This is a genomic window from Streptomyces xiaopingdaonensis (assembly GCF_000262345.1).
Taxonomy (GTDB): domain Bacteria; phylum Actinomycetota; class Actinomycetes; order Streptomycetales; family Streptomycetaceae; genus Streptomyces; species Streptomyces xiaopingdaonensis.
Map to the genome: position 1 here is coordinate 79,003 of NZ_AJTQ01000063.1, position 16,805 is coordinate 95,807.

Sequence of the window (16,805 nt, forward strand, 5' to 3'; positions counted from 1 at the left end):
GCGTGAGTGGTGCTCAGCCTCAGCCGCAGGCCCAGCCTCAGCCCCCACCGCACCACCCGCCGCGGGCGTATCCCGCGCCGCCGGCCGGTGCGCCGCCCGTCGAGGGGCAGCACACCGGCGGCGGTCAGTCCGTCGGAGCCCAGGGCGGCGCCCCCGGTGCCCAGCCGCCGCAGCAGGAGAGCGGCGGAGGGCAGTCCGGCGGTCAGTCCGGCACCCAGGGGGTGCGCCGTCCGCGGACGGGCGCGCGGACGGTGCCGCGGACGCGCAAGGCCCGACTGCGGGTGGCGAAAGCCGACCCGTGGTCGGTGATGAAGGTCAGCTTCCTGCTCTCGATCGCGCTCGGCGTCTGCACCGTCGTCGCCGTCGCGGTGCTGTGGATGGTGATGGACGCGATGGGCGTCTTCTCCACCATCGGGAGCACGATCAGCCAGGCCACGGGTTCCGAGGGGAGCAGCGGCTTCGACCTGGAGTCCTTCCTCTCGCTGCCGCGGGTGCTCCTCTTCACCTCGCTGATCGCCGTCATCGACGTCGTCCTCGCGACGGCGCTGGCGACGCTGGGGGCGTTCATCTACAACCTCTCGGCCGGCTTCGTCGGCGGTGTCGAGCTGACGCTCGCCGAGGACGAGTAGTCCCCGCGTCCCGCCTGGTGGCGGGGCGCGGGGGTCGCAGCGGAAGCGATTTGGGGCACAGCCGCGAGTGCGCTAATCTTTCCGTGCGGCAAGGGGCTATAGCTCAGATGGTTAGAGCGCATCCCTGATAAGGATGAGGCCACAGGTTCAAGTCCTGTTAGCCCCACCAGCGCGAAAAGGTCCCAGTCGAGTTCGGCTGGGACCTTTTCGCATCCACGGCTGACATCTGCCGTACCAGCACGGGCAGTGCCGGGTCGCTTCTTCGAGCACAGGGCTCCGCGTTGTCCACTGGCACGGCGATGAGTTCTTCCGGTCCCGGTGGTCTACCTCTCACCGACCACACAGGAGGAGCCACGTGAACCAGCTGTTGAAGGTCCAGAACTTCACCGTCTCGAGCGACGGGTTCGGTGCCGGTGAAAACCAGAGCCTGGAAAGGCCGTTCGGCCACGCCGATCCAGCGGTCCTGATGGCCTGGGCCGGTGCCACGGCGAGCTTCCCCAACCGCACCGACCCCGGCGGCACCCGCGGACTCGACGACTACTTCACGCGGGACTTCACCCACAACATCGGAGCCGAAATCATGGGCCGCAACAAGTTCGGTCCTCAGCGCGGGCCCTGGCCGGACCACGAGTGGCAGGGCTGGTGGGGAGACGAGCCGCCGTTCCACACCCCGGTGTTCGTCATGACGCACCACCCGCGCCCGTCGTTCACGCTCTCCGACACCACGTTCCACTTCGTCGACGGCGACCCTGCCGCGGTCCTCGCACGGGCCCGGGAGGCGGCGGAGGGCAAAGACGTCCGACTCGGCGGCGGGGCCACCACCGTCCGGCAGTTCCTCGACGCGGACCTCGTCGACACCCTGCATGTGACGGTCACGCCGTTGAGGCTCGGGTCCGGGACGAAGCTTTGGGAATCCCCCGACGAACTGCGCGACCGCTTCCACCTCGACGTCGTGCCCAGTCCGAGCGGCGTGACGCACCACCTGTTCTGGCGCAAGTGAGGAGCCGTTCCGATGCGGCAGCCGCCGGAGCGACATCGCCACTCGACGTCAACCGCGGCCGGTCGAGCGCTCTCGCAAACCGGCCGGTGACGTTCGACTGATCCGCCGGGATCGCTCCCTCGGGACGACCGACCTGACAAGGATGGGGCCGCAGGTGCAAGCCGTGCCGGCCTCGCGGTCGCCGAGACTCCGACCGGCAGGTCGGGGCGTCCGTCGTACGCGGCTGGCGTACGTTCGGGCGGCTTGTGCGGTTCCCGTGAGGAGTGCGGGATTTCCGGCACTGCCGACCGCCCCTGCCGAGAACCTGTTTGGGTATCATCGGGCGGCAGTCAGGTCCCAACGTCTAGGAATGACGAGGTAGCGCGGTGAAGAAGCTTTTCCTGGTCGCACTGGCCGCGATCGGTGGCCTCCTCGTGTACAGGCAGATCCAGGCGGATCGCGCCGAGCAGGATCTGTGGACGGAGGCGACCGACTCCGTGTCCGCAGGTTCCGGCGTGTGACGCCGCGAGGTTTCCGACGGAGCCCCGACCGCCTCGGCGGTCGGGGCTCTCTCATGTCCGGGTCCGGTGGTGAGGGAGCTCAACTCTCCTGTTTTCGGGGCCTGTTGCAGTACCGTGACGCGCTCCCCTCTTGAAGTGTGCTACTGCAAAGTCTTACGGTCCTTGCGCAGTGCAGGACGAGTCGTGAGTGCAGGGGGAGACGGCGATGGACCGGTTGGGCAGACGCGCGTCGGGGGCCGTACTCGGCGCCCTTCTCGTGGTGGGGGCGACCGCGGGGCCGGGGACGGCGCAGACGGCGGGGCCCGGGGGCACGGCAGCCGCGACGAACGTCGCGGACGGAAAGGCGAGTTCACTCGTGATGGTGCTCGACTCCTCGGGGTCGATGGCCGACGACGACGGCTCGGGACAGAGCCGGATCACCTCGGCGCGGAAGGCGGTCGGCACCGTCGTCGACGCGCTGCCCGACGGGCACCCCACGGGGCTGCGCCTCTACGGCGCCGACCGCAACAAGGGGTGCACCGACACCCGCCTCGCCGAACCCGTCGCACCGCTCGACAGGGACGGGCTGAAGAAGGCGGTCGCCAAGGTCCGCCCGAAGGGCGACACTCCCATCGGGCTCTCGCTCCGCAAAGCCGCCCAGGACCTCCCCGAGGCGCCCTCCGGCACGATCGGGAAGCGCACCGTCCTGCTGATCTCCGACGGCGAGGACAACTGCAACGCGCCGCCGCCGTGCGAAGCCGCGGAGGAGCTCGCCGAGAACGGCGTCGACCTGCGGATCGACGTCATCGGCTTCCAGGTCGGCGGAACGGCGCGGAAGCAGCTGAGCTGCGTCGCGGAGAAGGGCAAGGGCAGCTACTACGACGCCCCCGACGCCGACGCGCTCGCCCGCCAGCTTCAGCGCGCGGCCCGCACCTCGGCCGACGCGTACCGGCTCGACGGGAAGCGCCTCACCGGCGGCCTCGACCGCGACAAGGCGGCCCGACTCGACGCCGGCAGCGGCCAGTACGTCGACACCATCGGGCCGCGCGAGACCCGCTGGTACCGCGTGGAGATGGACGAGAAGTCCACCAACTCGCTCAGCGTCACCGGGGTGCCCAACTCCGGCATGGACATCTCCAGAAGCGACGGCCTGCGGCTCCAGATCTACGGACCCGGCAAGAAGGCGCACTGCAAGCGCGTCACCAGGACCATGGGCCAGGACGAGGGCGCCGCGCCTCTCGTCGCCGCGGCCCACCGCGTCCCCGACGACGTGCAGACCTCCGGATCCTGCGACCGCGGCGCCGGCGAGTACCTGGTCTCCGTCGAGCGGCGGGCCGGGGTCCGGGTGGGCGGCGAGGGCCGGGACAGCGACTGGCCCATCGAGCTCGCCTACACCGTCGAGGCGCCCCTCGGCGACGGCGTGCAGCCGGCAGGCGCGCAGACGGAGCTGGGCGCCGCGGCGGGCCCGCAGGCGCGGCTCCCGCAGGCGCAGCCGAAGAAGGTGCGGGGCGGCACCGGGTTCAACGACGCGCGCAAGGTCACCAGCGGCGTCTGGCGCGACACCTTGGTTCCGGCGCAGACCCGTTGGTACCGCGTACCGGCCGGATGGGGTCAACAGGTGCGCTACGACGTCGAGTTCAGCAACGAGCCAACGGTCGAAGGCCACAGCAGCGAACGCAGCCGGATCGCCACCGACCTGTACTCGCCGAACCGCTTCCCGATCGACAACGACTCGGCGCTCGACGGGAGCGGACGGTACGACGGGCGCCCCGCTCGCCTCTCGGCCGGCACCGTGCCGGTCTCCTGGGCGAACAGGTACGAGAGCGACAAGCAGGTCCGCGCCGTCAACACCGACGGGGAGTACTACCTCGCCGTCACTCTCGGCCCGGACGCCGCGAAGATCGCCGAGAACCCGGAGATCGGCATCGTCCTCCGCCTCGACGTCAAGGGGAAGGCGAAGTCGGGGCCCCAACACGAGGCGGCAGCCGACACGTCGAACGCCGCCGGCGACGACTCGGCCGCGGACGACGGTGGTCGGGGACGCGGCACCGTCGCGGCCGTCGCGGGGGGCGCAGGTGCGGTGCTCCTCGGCGGACTCGGCGCCTGGTACCTGCTGGCCCGGAGGCGGACGAGGAACGTCGGCCCGACGAACGGAGACTTCCGATGAGGAACATACGCACGTGCGCCACCGCTTCCCTCACGCTCGGCGTCCTCGCGGCGACGGCGGGCCAGGCGACGGCGGACGGCGGTGCTGCGGGGTACGCGCTCGACGCGGCAGCCGAGCGCGTGACCGGCGCGAAGACCAGCGGGGACGGCCCCGCGCTCACGCCCGGCACCTATCGGGACGCCATCGAGCGCAACGAGCAGAGGTACTACACCGTCAACCTCGACGGCACCTCGCACGCTTACCTCTCGGTGACGGCGGCCCCGAAGCCCGGGCAGAAGATCAAGAAGCTGGAGGACGGGCTGGAGCTCCAGCTCACCACCGTCGACGGCGATCGGTGCGGTTCCGTGCTCCCCACGAAGGTCAACTTCACCGGCGACGGCACGACGCACCCGCTCACCGGCACCGTCAGCCGCATCGTCGGTGAGGACGACAAGTGCCAGCAGCGCGGCCCGTATCTCCTCTCCGTCGGGCGCAAGAGCAGCGCCCTCTCGGACCCGGGTGCGTGGCCGCTGGAGGTGCGCTACATGTCCGAGCCCGGCCTCAAGGGCGATCCGCCCTCCGGAGCCGACTCCGCGGACGCCGAGGAGAGCCCTGCCCCCGACGTCACGGGCGAGCCGCGGAAAGCCCGCGGCGGACTGGGCTTCGGCGCGGCGCGCAGCCTCGGCGACGGCGTGTGGAAGGACCGGCTGAAGCCCGCCGAGACGCGCTACTACCGCGTCCCCGTCGACTGGGGCCAACGGCTCAACGTCAGCGTGGAGTTGGCGAACGCCGAGGCCGGCGCCGACGCCGAGAAGCGGCTCCCCAGCACCGTCTTCGACGCGTTCGGCGTGCAGCTCTACAACCCGGCGCGGATGCGCATGGGGGACTCCGTCTGGGAGTCGTACCGTGGCGAGTCGGCCGCGATCCAGCGGCAGACGGCGAACGTCACCTACGCCAACCGCTTCGACGACGACGCGAAGGGCGCCCAGGTCGCCGGGTGGCACTACGTCGCCGTCACGGCCTCACCCGAGCTGGAGGAGTACTTCGACGGCGCCGCCGCGCCCGTGACCCTGCGCATGGAGGTCAAGGGGAAGCAGGCCGAGACGCCCTCCTACCGGGAGGACCCGCACGAGGCGGGGTTCGGCGTCGACGACTCGGACCGCGAGCAGGCGGCCAAGGGCCAGACGGCCGCGCAGGCCGAGGAGTCGGCCGACCGGTCGCTGCTCGGCTACGCGGGCATCGGCGTCGGAACCGCGCTGCTCGTGGGGCTCGGAGCCTGGGTGCTGGTCGCCCGCCGGCGCGCGGCGGGGAGTCGGAGCGCCGGGCCTCCGTACGGGTACGGGCCGAACGGCCCCTACCCGCCCCGGAGTTAGCCGTTCAGCCCGTCGCCAGCGCCCAGACGCCGACGGCGAGGCAGACGAGCGCGGCGAGGAACACCGGGATCGCGACCTTCGGGGGCGGTCCCGGGCGTCGTTCGCCGGCGGGGGCGACGGGTGGCCCTGCGGTTCCGAACGAGGCCTGTACGTAGGGCTGTTGCGGCACTGCAGGGGCGCCGCCCGGCGTGCCGAGCGGCGCGGCGTGGGAGGGCGGTGTGGGCGGGTGCGGTGGCGGTGAGGGCGTCGACTGGCCCTGCGGTGCGGCGGGTTGCTGCTCGGCGTGGCTGTTCGGCGGGGCGAGGTGGAAACTGCCCGTCTGCGACGGGTCCTCCGCGTCGGCGGCGCTGGGGCCCTGTGCGTCGAACCCCTCGGGGAGCTGGGGGAGTTGGTCGAAGACCTCGATCTCCTCCTGGTCCGGCGCCGTCTCCGGCGGAAGGAGTTCGGGGACGCCGGCGAGGGCCTTGCGGACGCCGGTGGCGGAGCGGAAGCGGCTGCGCGGGTCCGGGTGGAGCAGGTGGCCGAGGACCTGCCAGAGCGGCTCGGGGACGCCCTGCGGTGCGGGTGGGACGCCGTGCGTGTACTGCTCCGTCAGCGCCTGTGCGTCGGGCTTGGCGCCGGTGAGGAGGTAGAGGCCGACGAGGCCGGCGGCGTAGAGGTCGGCGGGGAAGTCGGGTTCCGCGCCCAGGAGTTGCTCGGGTGCGAAGTAGCCGGGGGTGCCGAGCACGAACTGCGTCTCGGTGAGGCGGGGCTCGCCCTTGCGCATCGCGATGCCGAAGTCGGAGAGGCGCAGGTGCGGGCGGCCCTTTCCGGTGGGTTCCAGGAGGATGTTCGCCGGCTTGATGTCGCGGTGCACGACGTCCTCGGCGTGGACGGCGTCGAGTCCGGCGAGGAGCTGGTCGAGGAGGGTGCAGACGTACCGCGGCGGCAACGGACCGTAGTCGGCGAGGAGATGGGCGAGCGAGCCGCCGCCGATCAGGTCCATCGTGAAGAGGACCTGGTCGTCGTCGGCGGCCCAGCTCGTCGGTGCGAGCACGTGCGGGTGGTCGATGCGGAGGGCCTGCTCGCGGACGAACCGCAGCAGCGTGCCCGCGTCGCTCTGCATCAGCACCTTTGCTGCGACGTACCGGCGGCGCCTGTGGTCCCACGTCCGCCACACGGCGCCGGCTCCGCCCCGGCCGATCGGATCCACCAGCTCGTACCGTCCGGCGAAGATCTCACCCATCGTTCTGCTGCCCGCTCCCCTGTCTCGTTGCTGCGGTGGCCCTCCGGCCGCCGGGCTCGCCGGCGCCCTGCGGTGCTCCGGGTTCGTACGGTGCCGAAGGGGGCGCCGGCGGCTCAGCTCTGGTGGGACTCGTAGTGCTTGACGGCGTCGGCGGTGCGGCCCGCGCCGTAGACCCGGAGGAACTCTGCCAGCTCCGGGTGCGTGGGCGCGAGTGCTGCGGAGGCGTCGAGGATGTCGGCGGCGTCGGAGACGGAGCGCAGCAGCGCCTGGATCTCCCGGACGACGCGCTTCACAGGGGTCTGCGAGGCGCCCGAAGAGGCCGTCTGCGCCGTGTGGTTGAGGACGCTGCCGCCCGCGGTGCGGCGGATCTCGTCCATCCGCCGTGTGGCGTCCGCCGCGGAGACCTCGCCCTGCGAGACCTCGGCCGCGAGGCTCTGGAGGGCCTGCACCCGCTGGACGACCGCCGGGTTGCCGATCTTTGCTCGCTGCCCGCTCATCAGCTGCGAAAGCATCGGTGCGGAGAGTCCGAGGACGGTGGCGAGGCGTGCCTGGTTGAGCCCGAGGTCGTCGATGAGCCTGCGGAAGAGAGTCCCCAACGGCTCCCCGTACCACTGGCTTTGAAGCTCCCGCGCCTTTGCGGTGGCTTCCTGCTGCGCTGCGTCCATCACGGCTCCCCTGGACTCCCCTACGTCACTTCGCTGACGCGAACTTGCGTGGCATCCTACGGAGCAGGAAAGGGCCGCGGCGATACCCGGTCGGAATTCGTTCCCCGGACCGGGTAAGGTTGCCGTCACGGGGCCTTAGCTCAGTTGGTAGAGCGCTGTCTTTGCATGGCAGATGTCAGGGGTTCGACTCCCCTAGGCTCCACGTCGGAAGAGCCCCTCGGGCTGCGGGAACGCAGCCCGAGGGGCTCTTCGTGCTCGTCGCGGCGCCGTGGTCCCGGGGTGCCGGATGCTTCCGCGACTCGGTGAACGGTACGGAGAGCAGCGGCCGCTCGGCTCTCCGCGACGGCGCCGGGCCCGCGGGATCAGCCGCCGAGGACCGCGCGGAGCGTCACGTACAGCAGCGACGGGCCGAGGAGGCAGCCGACGCCCGTGTAGAAGGTGGCCGTCATGGCGCCGTACGGGACGAGGCGCTTGTCGGTGGCCGCGAGGCCGCCGGCCACTCCCGAGGTGGTGCCCAGCAGGCCCCCGAAGGCCATCGCCGACTTCGGGTTGTTCAGGCCGATGAGCGGGGCGATGAGCGGGGTTCCGACCATCACCACCACGGACTTCACCAGCCCTGCGGCGACGGAGAGCGCTATCACGTCCGAGCTCGCCCCCACCGCCGTACCGGTCACGGGACCGACGATGTAGGTGGCGGCCCCGGAGCCGATCGTCGCCAGGGACGCGGCGTCCGTGTAGCCGAAGAAGGCGGCGATGACCACGCCGACCACGAACGAGAGCACCACGCCCAGCACGATCGACAGCGCACCGGAGAGCCCGGCCCGCTTGATCTCCTTGAGGTCGACGCCGTAGGCGGTGGAGACGATCGCGAAGTCCCGCAGCATCGCGCCGCCCATCAGACCGACCCCGGAGAAGACGGCGAAGTCGGCGATCCCCTTCTCGCCGCCCGTCACGGTGCCGCCCACGTAGGCGAGTACCAGGCCGAGCAGGATGGCGATGGCGGAGCCGTGCAGGCGACCGCGGCTCAGCTTCTTCGACAGCCAACCGGAGACCAGCATCAGGCCGCCGACGAGTGCGAAGGCCACGACCAGGTCGTTCTCCTCGAAGACGGAGACGAGCGCGTCCACTTCAGACCTCCTGCTTCTCGTCGGCGTCCTGCGGCGGCAGCGGCTCGGCAGGGCTGCCTATTCGCGCCAGTACCGGTACCAGCGCCGCTCCGACCGCGACGGCGCCGAGCCCGGCCAGGATCGCCATCGGCCCGCCGGCGATCGCACCCGCCACGTCCTGGGTGGCGGCCATGGCGACGACGATCGGGATGTACATCGCCGACCAGAAGAGCACCCCCTGCTCGGTCGGCTCGGGGAACTTGCCTTTGCCCCGGAGCCAGTGGGCGGCGAGCACCAGCATGATCATGGCGAAGCCGACTCCGCCCACGTTGGCGTCGACCCCGACGGCGATACCGAGCAGTTCGCCGACGAGCGTGCCCGCCAGCATGCACACCGCCAGCGCTGCCACTCCATAGAGAACCATCGTCTTCTCCACACTGAGAGACTTCAGAGGATGAGGGCCCAACAGGCCCTGTTCTGCGTGTTCTTCGCGTTGCTCGCGTCTCCCTCGTGGGGGCGTGAGCGATGTCCTGCCGTTCTGGGGAGGTCGCGTCCCCCGACGTCGCGCCGTTCCGCTCGCCGGGTCAGGCGTCCGCGGGGGACTCCGGGGGCGCGAACAGGGTTTCGTAGCGCTTGCGCAGCTCGGCCTTCTGCACCTTGCCCATGACGTTGCGCGGCAGCGCTTCGACGACGCGCACCGCCCGCGGATGCTTGAACCGCGCCAGGTCGCCGGCGACGAACTCGCGCAGCTCCTCGGCGGCGGGCTGCGCACCGGGCGTGGGGACGACGACGGCGACGACCGTCTCGCCGAAGTCCGGGTGGGGCACACCGATCACGGCGGACTCCACCACCCCGGGGTGGGCGTCGAGCAACTCCTCGATCTCCTTGGGGTAGACGTTGTACCCGCCGGTGATCACCAGGTCCTTGCCGCGGCCGACGAGGCACAGATAGCCGTCCTCGTCGACGCGGCCGAGGTCGCCGGTGACGAAGAAGCCGTCCGCGCGGAACTCGGCGGCGGTCTTCTCGGGGAGGCGCCAGTAACCGGTGAAGACGTTGGGGCCGCGGACCTCGATGCTGCCCACTTCGCCGTCGGGCAGCGGCTCTCCGCTTTCGGCGTCCACCACGCGGATCTCCGTGCCGGGGAGCGGCTTGCCGACGGTGCCGGGCTTGCGCGGCCCGCCCTCGTACGGGTTGGTGGTGTTCATGCCCGTCTCCGTCATGCCGTAGCGCTCGAGGATCGCGTGGCCGGTACGGGCCGCGAAGCTCTCGTGGTCGCTGGCGAGGAGGGGCGCGGAGCCGGAGACGAAGAGCCGCATTCCGGCGCAGGCCTCGGCGGTGAGTCCCGGGTGCCTGAGCAGGCGGGTGTAGAAGGTGGGCACCCCCATCAGCACCGTGGCCCGGGGCAACAGGTCGACGATCGCGTCGGCGTCGAACTTGGGCAAAAAGTACAGGGAGGCACCGGCCGTGAGAGCCATGTTCGCGGCGACGAAGAGTCCGTGGATGTGGAATATCGGCAGGGCGTGGATGAGCCGGTCGTCCGCGGTGAACTGCCAGGAGTCGAGCAGCGCACGGCAGTTGGAGGCGAGGTTGCCGTGGGTGAGTACGGCGCCCTTGGAGCGCCCGGTGGTGCCCGAGGTGTAGAGGATCGCGGCGGGGTCGTCGGCCGACGCCTCGTACGTCTCCGTGCGGCGGGCGGCGTCGCCGAGGAGGCTGCCGTCGCCGGAGACGCCCAGTGTCTCGATGACGAGGCCCTCTTGTGCACGCCGGGCGTGCTCCGCCTCGCGCTCCGGCGCGCACACCAGCACGCGCGGCTGGGCGTCGCCGAGGAAGTACTCCGTCTCGTTGCCGGTGTAGGCGGTGTTGAGGGGCAGGAAGACCCCGCCCACCTGCAGGGTCGCCAGATACAGCGCGATCGCCTCCGGCGACTTGTGCACCTGGGCCGCGACTCGGTCCCCCGGTGAGACGCCGTCGGCGACGAGGCGGGCCGCGACGCGCTGGACCGTCTCCGCGGTCTCGCGGTAGGTGATGCCCCGCCCGTCGGGCAGCTCGAAGAGCGCCTTGTCCGGCCGTTGTTCCGTCTGCTCGACGAAGGACCGGTGGATGGTGGTGAAGGGTGACATCAGGGTGTTCCTTTCTCGCTCCCCGGCTCCGTCGCGTGGGGCCGCGGGGGCTCGGTCTCCGGGAGGACGTCCTGCAACGGGCCGCCGACCGCGACCGTGCGGCGGCGGACGAATTCCTCGTGCTGACGCTCCAACCGGTCCGGTTCGTAGCGGTAGTTGACCATCGCGCCGTACGACTGTTCCCACGCCTCGGGGGAGGTGTTCGCCGGCCAGTTCAGCTCCCAGGCGGTGGCGCCGTTGCCGAGATGGAAACGGGCGACCGCGTCGACGGGGCGGCCGTCGTCGCGACGTTCGCGCGCGATGTACCGGGCGAGCACCGGCAGCAGCAGGGAGCGCATCCGTTCCAGGTCGGGCGGGGCGAGGGCGCAGGTGCCCGCTGACGTCTCCAACTCCGCGGCAAGTCGTTCGAGTTCCGGCTCGTGCGGGGCCTGCTCCAGCAGCCAGCGGCGGAACCCGGGGATCGGCGAGAGCGTGGCGAACTGGGTGAGGTGCGGGAGTTGCTCCCCCACCTGCTCGATGACCTGCTTGATGAGGAAGCTGCCGAAGGAGACGCCGGCGAGCCCGTCCAGCGCGTTGTTGATCGAGTACAGGGCCGCGGTGTCCGCGCTCGCGGGGTCGATCTCCGGGCCCGGGTCCAGCAACGGGGCGATGTGCCGGGGCAGTCCGCGTACCAGCGCGACCTCGACGAAGACCAGCGGCATGTCGCCGGTCGCCGGGTGGAAGAAGGCGAAGATGCGGCGGTCCGCCGGTTGCAGGCGGCGCCTGAGCTCCTCGTGGTCGGCCATCGGATGGACCCGCTCGTGCTGGAGCAGGTGCGTGTGGAGGTCGGGGGGCGAGTCGGGCGTGACCTCGGCCATGCGGAGGAAGCCGCGGTTGAACCACGAGGTGAGCAGGTGGAGGAAGTCGTGGTCGAGCGGGCGGAGTTCGGGGCGGTCGCGCATCAGCCGGCGCAGGTCGGCGCGCATGTCGACGAGTGCGGGCGTCGCACCGGGTGCGTGGTTCATGCGCCGGAGGAGCTGTTGGCGGGCGGGCTCGACGGCGTCGAAGAGGCGCACGAGTTCGGCCTCCCCGTGGGAGCCGGCCTGTCTGGCGGTCTCCCACCGGTGGAAGGCGGAGCGGACCTGGTCGGCGTCGACGTCGTAGGTGCGGGTGACGTGGGCGAAGAAGGCCCGCCGGCCGTCGTCGTCGAGCTCGCCGTAGGCGGCGAGGGCGCGCGCCGCCACCGCGCGCATCGACGCCTCGCCGACGTCGCTCATCAACACCTCGCAGGAGGCGATGAGTTGCTCCAGCGCGGAGTCCGGCTCGCCGGGCTCGGGTGCGCCGTCGCGCCGTCGTCCGAGAGCCTGGAACAGGTCGGCCAGCAGCCAACCGTCGTGCTGTTCCATGGACGGTCCTCTCCCTGTCCTCGACCGCACGGGTCTGTGCATACATCAGCGGTTGTGATGTATATAACTGCGGCACCGTAGAACACATGAGTCGGATCTTCTACCCCCGGGAGCCGGATAACCTGGGCGTTCGGAGGTGCACATGGCGCGAGTACCGGAAGCCGAACGTGTGCGGGACGCGCTCGAGAACGCCGTCATCAACGGCCGTTACCGTCCCGGTGAAAGGCTCGATCCCACCCTGCTGGAGCGGGAGTTCGGATGTTCCCGCACTCCGGTCCGGGAGGCGCTCCAGACCTTGCAGCGCTCCGGACTCGTCCAGATTCGTCCCAAGCAGGGCACCTACGTCACGGAGCTGAGCGTCTCCGAACTCGGGGAACGCTTCGAGGTGATGGCCGAGTTGGAGGGGATGGCGGCGCGGCTCTCCGCCCGACGCATCGCGCAGGAGGCCCTCGACGACCTCGCGCGCACGCTGCACGAGTGCGCCGAGCACGCGGCGGCCGGCGACGCGGACCGCTACTACTACGCCAACGCCCGGTTCCACGACGTCGTCTACGACTCCTGCGGCAACGAGTACCTGCGCCAGCAGACGCAGGCGCTCAAGCGAATACTCCAGCCTTACCGGCGGTTGCAGTTGCGCGTACCCGATCGGATGCGCCGCTCGCTCGGAGAGCACCGCGAGATCGCTGCGGCCATCACGGCAGGGGACGCGGAGGCTGCCGAGAACGCCGCTCGTGACCATGTGCTCGTCCAGGTCAAGGAGTTCAGCCAGCTCGTGCACACCTGGAAGCACCTCACCGAGCCGGCGGGGCGGGGGGAATGAGGAGCGTGTTCGCGCGGGGAGCCGTGGCGCCAGGGGGTGGGGTCGTCGGGTGGCTTTCTCGTTGCGCTTGGTCAGGGTGTCCTGTGCTGTGAGGGGTGCGGTACGACGGTTCGGGGAGCGCGTCTGCGGACTGGGGAGTCGTCGTTCAACGGGCGGGGTCGGTGAGTGTGTCGCTCGCCGCTTCGCCGGCGTGGTCGTGTGTTGGCTCAGCGGGCATGGTGGGTGCCGTGCTCTTCGTGTGCCCTGACGTATTCGGCGGGCTCGGGGTCGGCGGGGAACTGATTCGGTTGGCAGGCGGCTGTTGTCGTGTCAACGGTGCTGGGGACGGTGTGACGCTCACCGATTCGCCGGGCAGTCGGAGTGGTTGGCGACCGCGTCGGCTCGACGGCATGGTGTGAACGCCCTCTTCACGTGCCCTTTGCCCACCCGCGGACGTGGGGCTGACGCGGGAGTCGGCCGTTTGGCAGAAGTTCTTCGTTTGCCGACGGCCGCTCGTGCCCGGGGGCGAGGGGCGCGGACTGGGCGCCGGTCGGCGGGTTTCCGTCAACAGCGGGTGAGGATTGCGGTCCGCGGGGCCAGGGCTGGGTGGTGGGTGTGGTGGTGCTCACCGACTCGGTGGGCAATTGGGCTCGCCTGTTGGGCAGCGGGTATGTGGGGAAGTTCCTCGGCGTTGGTTTTTTGGGCATTGGACGTACGTAGGGCTACCGGGAAGCTGGCCCGTTCGGCGGGCGTTTTCCTTGAGCGTCAACGTTCGCTTGACTCGCCGCGTTGAGCACCGAAGAGCCGGCCGTCGCCGCGGCTTCGGCCGCCGGCTACCGCAGGCAGCGGGCGAGGGCCGCGGCTTCGCGGACCAAGAAGTGGGCGGCGAGTCCGGCCGCCTCCGCTGCGTCGAGGGACCGACGCAGGAGAGGGGCGTCGCGTGCCTGGACGCACAGGACCAGTGCGGACGGCAAGTACGCCTGGAGAGCGGCTGGTTCGCATGCGTGGCGAGCGTCGTCGAGCCATGACGCGAGGGCGTCCGGGGACGCGGGCGGTGGCGGACAGGGTGTCGACGTGCCGGTGCGCGGCTGCGGTGGGCGGGGGCGCTCCAGGAGGACGGCGGCAGCCAGGGCTGCTGCCAGCGTGGTGTGGTAGCAGGTGCCGAAGAGGTACGCGTCGGCACGGTCGTGCCGCAACTCCTGCCACCGGGAGTGCAGATGGACGGGGCTCGGCACTGCGCCGTCGGGGCGCTGAGCTGTGCGGAGGGTGTTCCACGCAAACCGAGAGGCGGCGGCCGGGTCGGGTGCCCCGCCGAGTACGGTCGCGCACAGAAGAAGCTCGGCGACGAGATCGAGGCTGCCGCGGGCGAGGTACACACCCAGCAGCGTGCGGACGCACTGGCGCAGTCGCGCCGGGTGGGGTTCCGCTGCGGGCGGGCCCGTCGTGGCGCCGAAGTCCGTTGTATAGAAGAGGACATGGGTGAGCGCGTACGTCTCGTCGTCACCGAGGTGGAGGACGTGCGGGCCCTGCGCTGCGAGGGTGTGCGCGTACAGCTCCGCCGGTGCAGGGAGGGACGGCGGGGCGGTGAAGCCGCCGCGGTCGAGGAAGTAGCGGAGCTCCAGGCGGTTGAGTGCGGGTTTGTACGGCAGGTGATGTCCGCCGGCGCCCGCCGTGACGAGCGACTGCGCCGCGGAGTGCAAGTCCGACAGGGGGCGACCGAGCGCGCCGAGGAGGCCCACGAGGTTGACGTGGTACGGCATCAGCGCGTCGGCGCGACGGAGACCGGCCGCGAAGTCGTCCTCGACGGCGACCTCTTCGGCCAGATCGAGCGCCCGACCGGCCAGCGTCTCTCCTCCGGGGAGAACACGGCTGCGCCGGAGGAGACGGACAAGACCGAGGAGTTCGAGGAGAGGCCCCGGCCGGAAGGGGCGAGCCGGCAGCAGCTCCTCCCACCGCTGTGGACGAAACCACTCCGCATACCGCTCCAACCAGCCCAGTGCCCCCGCCAGAACCTCGGCCGCGGCTTCCTGCTCCGTTCGCCGCGCCGAGAAGGAGCCCGCGTGATACGGGAGTTGCGGCCACGAGGCGCACGGTGGTGCCGTCACTTGCCGCTCCTCGCCCGCAACAGAAGGAGGACGCCGCAGAGGATCGCACCGAGCGCCGCGAGATCGGCCCACCACACGAGCAGGCCGTGCCCGCCGAGAAGAGTCTGCCGGGCGAGGTCGACGGCGTACGTCATCGGATTGAGGTGCATCACCGCCGCGAGCCAGACGGGTGCGTCCGCCGCGCTGAAGACCGAGCCCGAGAGGAACAGCATGGGAAACATGGCGAGTTGGACCGTCGCCTGGAGGGTCTGCATCCGTTTGATCACCGTGGCGAGGCAGAGGCCGATGACGCTGAAGACGGTCGCGGCGAGCGCGTAGCACCCCACCGCGGCGGCGTACCGCACCGGTGTCAGCTCCAGCCCCATCAGTGGCGCGAAGGCGAGCATCAGCGCGCTCTGCACCGTGACCATCCCTGCCCCGGCGACGACCTTGCCGAGCGGCAGGCAGATCCGTGGCACGGGCGCGACGAGGAGCTCCCTGAGCACGCCGAACTCCCGGTCCCAGGCATAGGTCTGGCCGGAGGCGACACCGATCGAGACGACCTGGATGGCGACGATGCCTGGGAAGACGTACGCGCTGAACGGCACGCCGCCGACGCTGCCGATCATGCCGTCGAAGCCGACCGCGTAGACGAGGACGAAGAAGAGGATCTGCACGCCCTGGCTGAGGAGCACCCCGGGGCGCTTGACCTGGCGCAGCAGGTCCCGGTGGGCGATCACGGCGACGGCCCGGAGGGAGACGGAGAGAACGGTCTCCTCGGCGGGCGCCGGTGCGGCGGTTGCGGTCATCGGGGGCTCGCACTCTCCTGTCCGGCAGCGGCGAGGTAGACGTCGTTGAGGGAGGGGTGGCGCACCGAGACGGTGAGCCCCGGGACGTCGAGGACGCGGACCACCTCGGCGATCCTCGTCTCCGGTTCCGCGCAGTGCACCGCGAGGCCGCCCGCCTCGCTGAGCGTGGAGAACCCGGCTGCGCGGAGCTGCTGTTCGGCGGTGCCGTGGTCGGCGGGGTCCGCGCAGGAGACGAGGATGCGGGAGGAGTCGAGGCCGTCCTTGAGCTCTTCGGGACTGCCGCGTCTCACGACGCTGCCCTGCTGGAGGATGACGATCTCGTCGGCGTACTCGGCCTCGTCCATGTAGTGCGTGGAGTAGAGCACGGTGACGCCGAGTTCGGTACGCAGCCTCAGCAGGTCCGTCCACACGGTGCTGCGGGCGCTGGGGTCGAGGCCGTTGGTGGGCTCGTCGAGGATGATCAGGCCGGGGCGGTGCAGCAGGGCGCGGGCGATCTCCAGCCGGCGGGAGAGGCCGCCCGAGAGCTGTTCGACCGGTTGGCGGCGGCGGTCCGCGAGATCGAAGAGACCGAGCAGGAGGGCGATCCTGGACCGGGCGTCGGAGCGCGTCATCCCGAAGAGGCGGGCGTGGAACCAGAGGTTGCGTTCGACCGAGAGTTCTTTGTCGAGCGTGCGCTCCTGGAAGACGAGGCCGAGCCGCCTCCGTGCGGCCATCGGCGCCGCGTCGACGTCGTGCCCGAAGATGCGGACCCGGCCCGCGTCGGGGCGGGAGGCTGTCGAGAGGACCCCGAGGAGACTGGACTTGCCCGCTCCGTTGGGCCCGAGGAGCGCGGTGATGCGCCCCGGCGGCGAATCGACGGAGACGCCGGCGACGGCCGTCACCTTCCCGTAGCGGACGACGAGGTCCACGACCTCGAACGCCGGTGCTGCCTCCACTGTTTCCTCCCTCTCGACGGTCGGAACGCCCGGCTCGGACACTGCTGCCC

The 16,805-nt window shown here is 71.0% G+C and carries 15 protein-coding genes and 2 tRNA genes; 8 read left to right on the top strand and 9 right to left on the bottom strand.

All coding sequences use genetic code 11. The features are described from left to right. The first annotated feature begins 2 nt into the window (after nt 1–2). The 6 genes from UWG_RS0105315 (at nt 3) to UWG_RS0105340 (ending at nt 5,627) form a co-directional block, all read left to right on the top strand. Entirely contained in the window at nt 3–629 is a 627-nt protein-coding gene (locus UWG_RS0105315) for a DUF3566 domain-containing protein (protein ID WP_029391188.1), read from the top strand. A gap of 92 nt (nt 630–721) precedes the next feature. Beyond that, a tRNA-Ile gene (locus UWG_RS0105320) sits at nt 722–798 on the top strand. Between the two features lie 186 nt (nt 799–984). Further along, nucleotides 985–1,629: a dihydrofolate reductase family protein gene (locus UWG_RS0105325; RefSeq protein ID WP_016906167.1), complete on the top strand. Its 645-nt coding sequence runs from the start codon at nt 985–987 to the stop codon at nt 1,627–1,629. Between the two features lie 365 nt (nt 1,630–1,994). After that, on the top strand, nt 1,995–2,129 hold the full coding sequence (locus UWG_RS33570; protein WP_016906168.1) for a DLW-39 family protein: 135 nt from the start codon (nt 1,995–1,997) through the stop codon (nt 2,127–2,129). Between the two features lie 205 nt (nt 2,130–2,334). Further along, complete coding sequence (locus tag UWG_RS0105335; protein ID WP_016906169.1) at nt 2,335–4,275, top strand: vWA domain-containing protein; 1,941 nt, start codon at nt 2,335–2,337, stop codon at nt 4,273–4,275. Then, on the top strand, nt 4,272–5,627 hold the full coding sequence (locus UWG_RS0105340; RefSeq protein ID WP_016906170.1) for a hypothetical protein: 1,356 nt from the start codon (nt 4,272–4,274) through the stop codon (nt 5,625–5,627). The genes UWG_RS0105335 and UWG_RS0105340 overlap by 4 nt, the downstream gene beginning before the upstream one ends. A 4-nt stretch (nt 5,628–5,631) precedes the next feature. Here the strand turns inward: UWG_RS0105340 and UWG_RS0105345 are convergent, their stop codons facing one another. Next, nucleotides 5,632–6,852: a serine/threonine-protein kinase gene (locus tag UWG_RS0105345; protein ID WP_016906171.1), complete on the bottom strand. Its 1,221-nt coding sequence runs from the start codon at nt 6,850–6,852 to the stop codon at nt 5,632–5,634. A 113-nt stretch (nt 6,853–6,965) separates the two neighbouring features. Beyond that, nucleotides 6,966–7,517 (bottom strand): helix-turn-helix domain-containing protein, encoded by a 552-nt coding sequence (locus tag UWG_RS0105350; protein WP_016906172.1) that lies wholly within the window; start codon nt 7,515–7,517, stop codon nt 6,966–6,968. A gap of 129 nt (nt 7,518–7,646) precedes the next feature. On the opposite strand from UWG_RS0105350, the gene UWG_RS0105355 reads away from it, so the two are divergent. Beyond that, nucleotides 7,647–7,719, top strand: a tRNA-Ala gene (locus tag UWG_RS0105355). Nucleotides 7,720–7,879: 160 nt separating this feature from the next. Here the strand turns inward: UWG_RS0105355 and madM are convergent. The 4 genes from madM to UWG_RS0105375 form a co-directional block, all read right to left on the bottom strand. Then, entirely contained in the window at nt 7,880–8,644 is a 765-nt protein-coding gene (gene madM, locus UWG_RS0105360; protein ID WP_016906173.1) for a malonate transporter subunit MadM, read from the bottom strand. 1 nt (nt 8,645) lies between these two features. Beyond that, nucleotides 8,646–9,047 (bottom strand): malonate transporter subunit MadL, encoded by a 402-nt coding sequence (gene madL / locus UWG_RS0105365; RefSeq protein ID WP_029391189.1) that lies wholly within the window; start codon nt 9,045–9,047, stop codon nt 8,646–8,648. 160 nt (nt 9,048–9,207) lie between these two features. After that, nucleotides 9,208–10,743, bottom strand: a complete 1,536-nt coding sequence (locus UWG_RS0105370; RefSeq protein ID WP_016906175.1) for an AMP-binding protein — start codon at nt 10,741–10,743, stop codon at nt 9,208–9,210. After that, the gene (locus UWG_RS0105375; protein ID WP_016906176.1) at nt 10,743–12,128 is read right to left on the bottom strand and encodes a malonyl-CoA decarboxylase domain-containing protein; all 1,386 of its coding nucleotides are present in this window, start codon (nt 12,126–12,128) and stop codon (nt 10,743–10,745) included. The genes UWG_RS0105370 and UWG_RS0105375 overlap by 1 nt, the downstream gene beginning before the upstream one ends. A gap of 142 nt (nt 12,129–12,270) precedes the next feature. Between UWG_RS0105375 and UWG_RS0105380 the strand changes: the two genes are divergently transcribed. Further along, nucleotides 12,271–12,948 carry a GntR family transcriptional regulator gene (locus tag UWG_RS0105380; protein ID WP_016906177.1) on the top strand — a complete coding sequence of 226 codons (678 nt, stop codon included), beginning with the start codon at nt 12,271–12,273 and terminating at the stop codon, nt 12,946–12,948. A gap of 812 nt (nt 12,949–13,760) precedes the next feature. Here the strand turns inward: UWG_RS0105380 and UWG_RS0105385 are convergent. Genes UWG_RS0105385 through UWG_RS0105395 form a run of 3 tightly spaced genes read right to left on the bottom strand, consistent with a single transcriptional unit; the run spans nt 13,761 to nt 16,755 of the window. Continuing rightward, nucleotides 13,761–15,032 (bottom strand): DUF6895 family protein, encoded by a 1,272-nt coding sequence (locus tag UWG_RS0105385; RefSeq protein WP_016906178.1) that lies wholly within the window; start codon nt 15,030–15,032, stop codon nt 13,761–13,763. Next, nucleotides 15,029–15,820, bottom strand: coding sequence for an ABC transporter permease (locus tag UWG_RS0105390; RefSeq protein ID WP_016906179.1), 792 nt, complete (start codon nt 15,818–15,820; stop codon nt 15,029–15,031). Before UWG_RS0105390 ends, UWG_RS0105385 begins: the two co-directional genes overlap by 4 nt. After that, nucleotides 15,817–16,755 (bottom strand): ABC transporter ATP-binding protein, encoded by a 939-nt coding sequence (locus UWG_RS0105395; RefSeq protein WP_016906180.1) that lies wholly within the window; start codon nt 16,753–16,755, stop codon nt 15,817–15,819. Before UWG_RS0105395 ends, UWG_RS0105390 begins: the two co-directional genes overlap by 4 nt. Between the last annotated feature and the right edge of the window lie 50 nt (nt 16,756–16,805).

Excerpts from the sequence above, each read along its gene's own strand:
- UWG_RS0105345 (WP_016906171.1), bottom strand. The coding sequence starts at position 6,852 with ATGGGTGAGATCTTCGCCGGACGGTACGAGCTGGTGGATCCGATCGGC.
- UWG_RS0105390 (WP_016906179.1), bottom strand. The coding sequence starts at position 15,820 with ATGACCGCAACCGCCGCACCGGCGCCCGCCGAGGAGACCGTTCTCTCC.
- UWG_RS0105350 (WP_016906172.1), bottom strand. The coding sequence starts at position 7,517 with ATGGACGCAGCGCAGCAGGAAGCCACCGCAAAGGCGCGGGAGCTTCAA.
- madL (WP_029391189.1), bottom strand. The coding sequence starts at position 9,047 with ATGGTTCTCTATGGAGTGGCAGCGCTGGCGGTGTGCATGCTGGCGGGC.
- UWG_RS0105375 (WP_016906176.1), bottom strand. The coding sequence starts at position 12,128 with ATGGAACAGCACGACGGTTGGCTGCTGGCCGACCTGTTCCAGGCTCTC.
- UWG_RS0105380 (WP_016906177.1), top strand. The coding sequence starts at position 12,271 with ATGGCGCGAGTACCGGAAGCCGAACGTGTGCGGGACGCGCTCGAGAAC.
- UWG_RS0105370 (WP_016906175.1), bottom strand. The coding sequence starts at position 10,743 with ATGTCACCCTTCACCACCATCCACCGGTCCTTCGTCGAGCAGACGGAA.
- UWG_RS0105335 (WP_016906169.1), top strand. The coding sequence starts at position 2,335 with ATGGACCGGTTGGGCAGACGCGCGTCGGGGGCCGTACTCGGCGCCCTT.
- UWG_RS0105340 (WP_016906170.1), top strand. The coding sequence starts at position 4,272 with ATGAGGAACATACGCACGTGCGCCACCGCTTCCCTCACGCTCGGCGTC.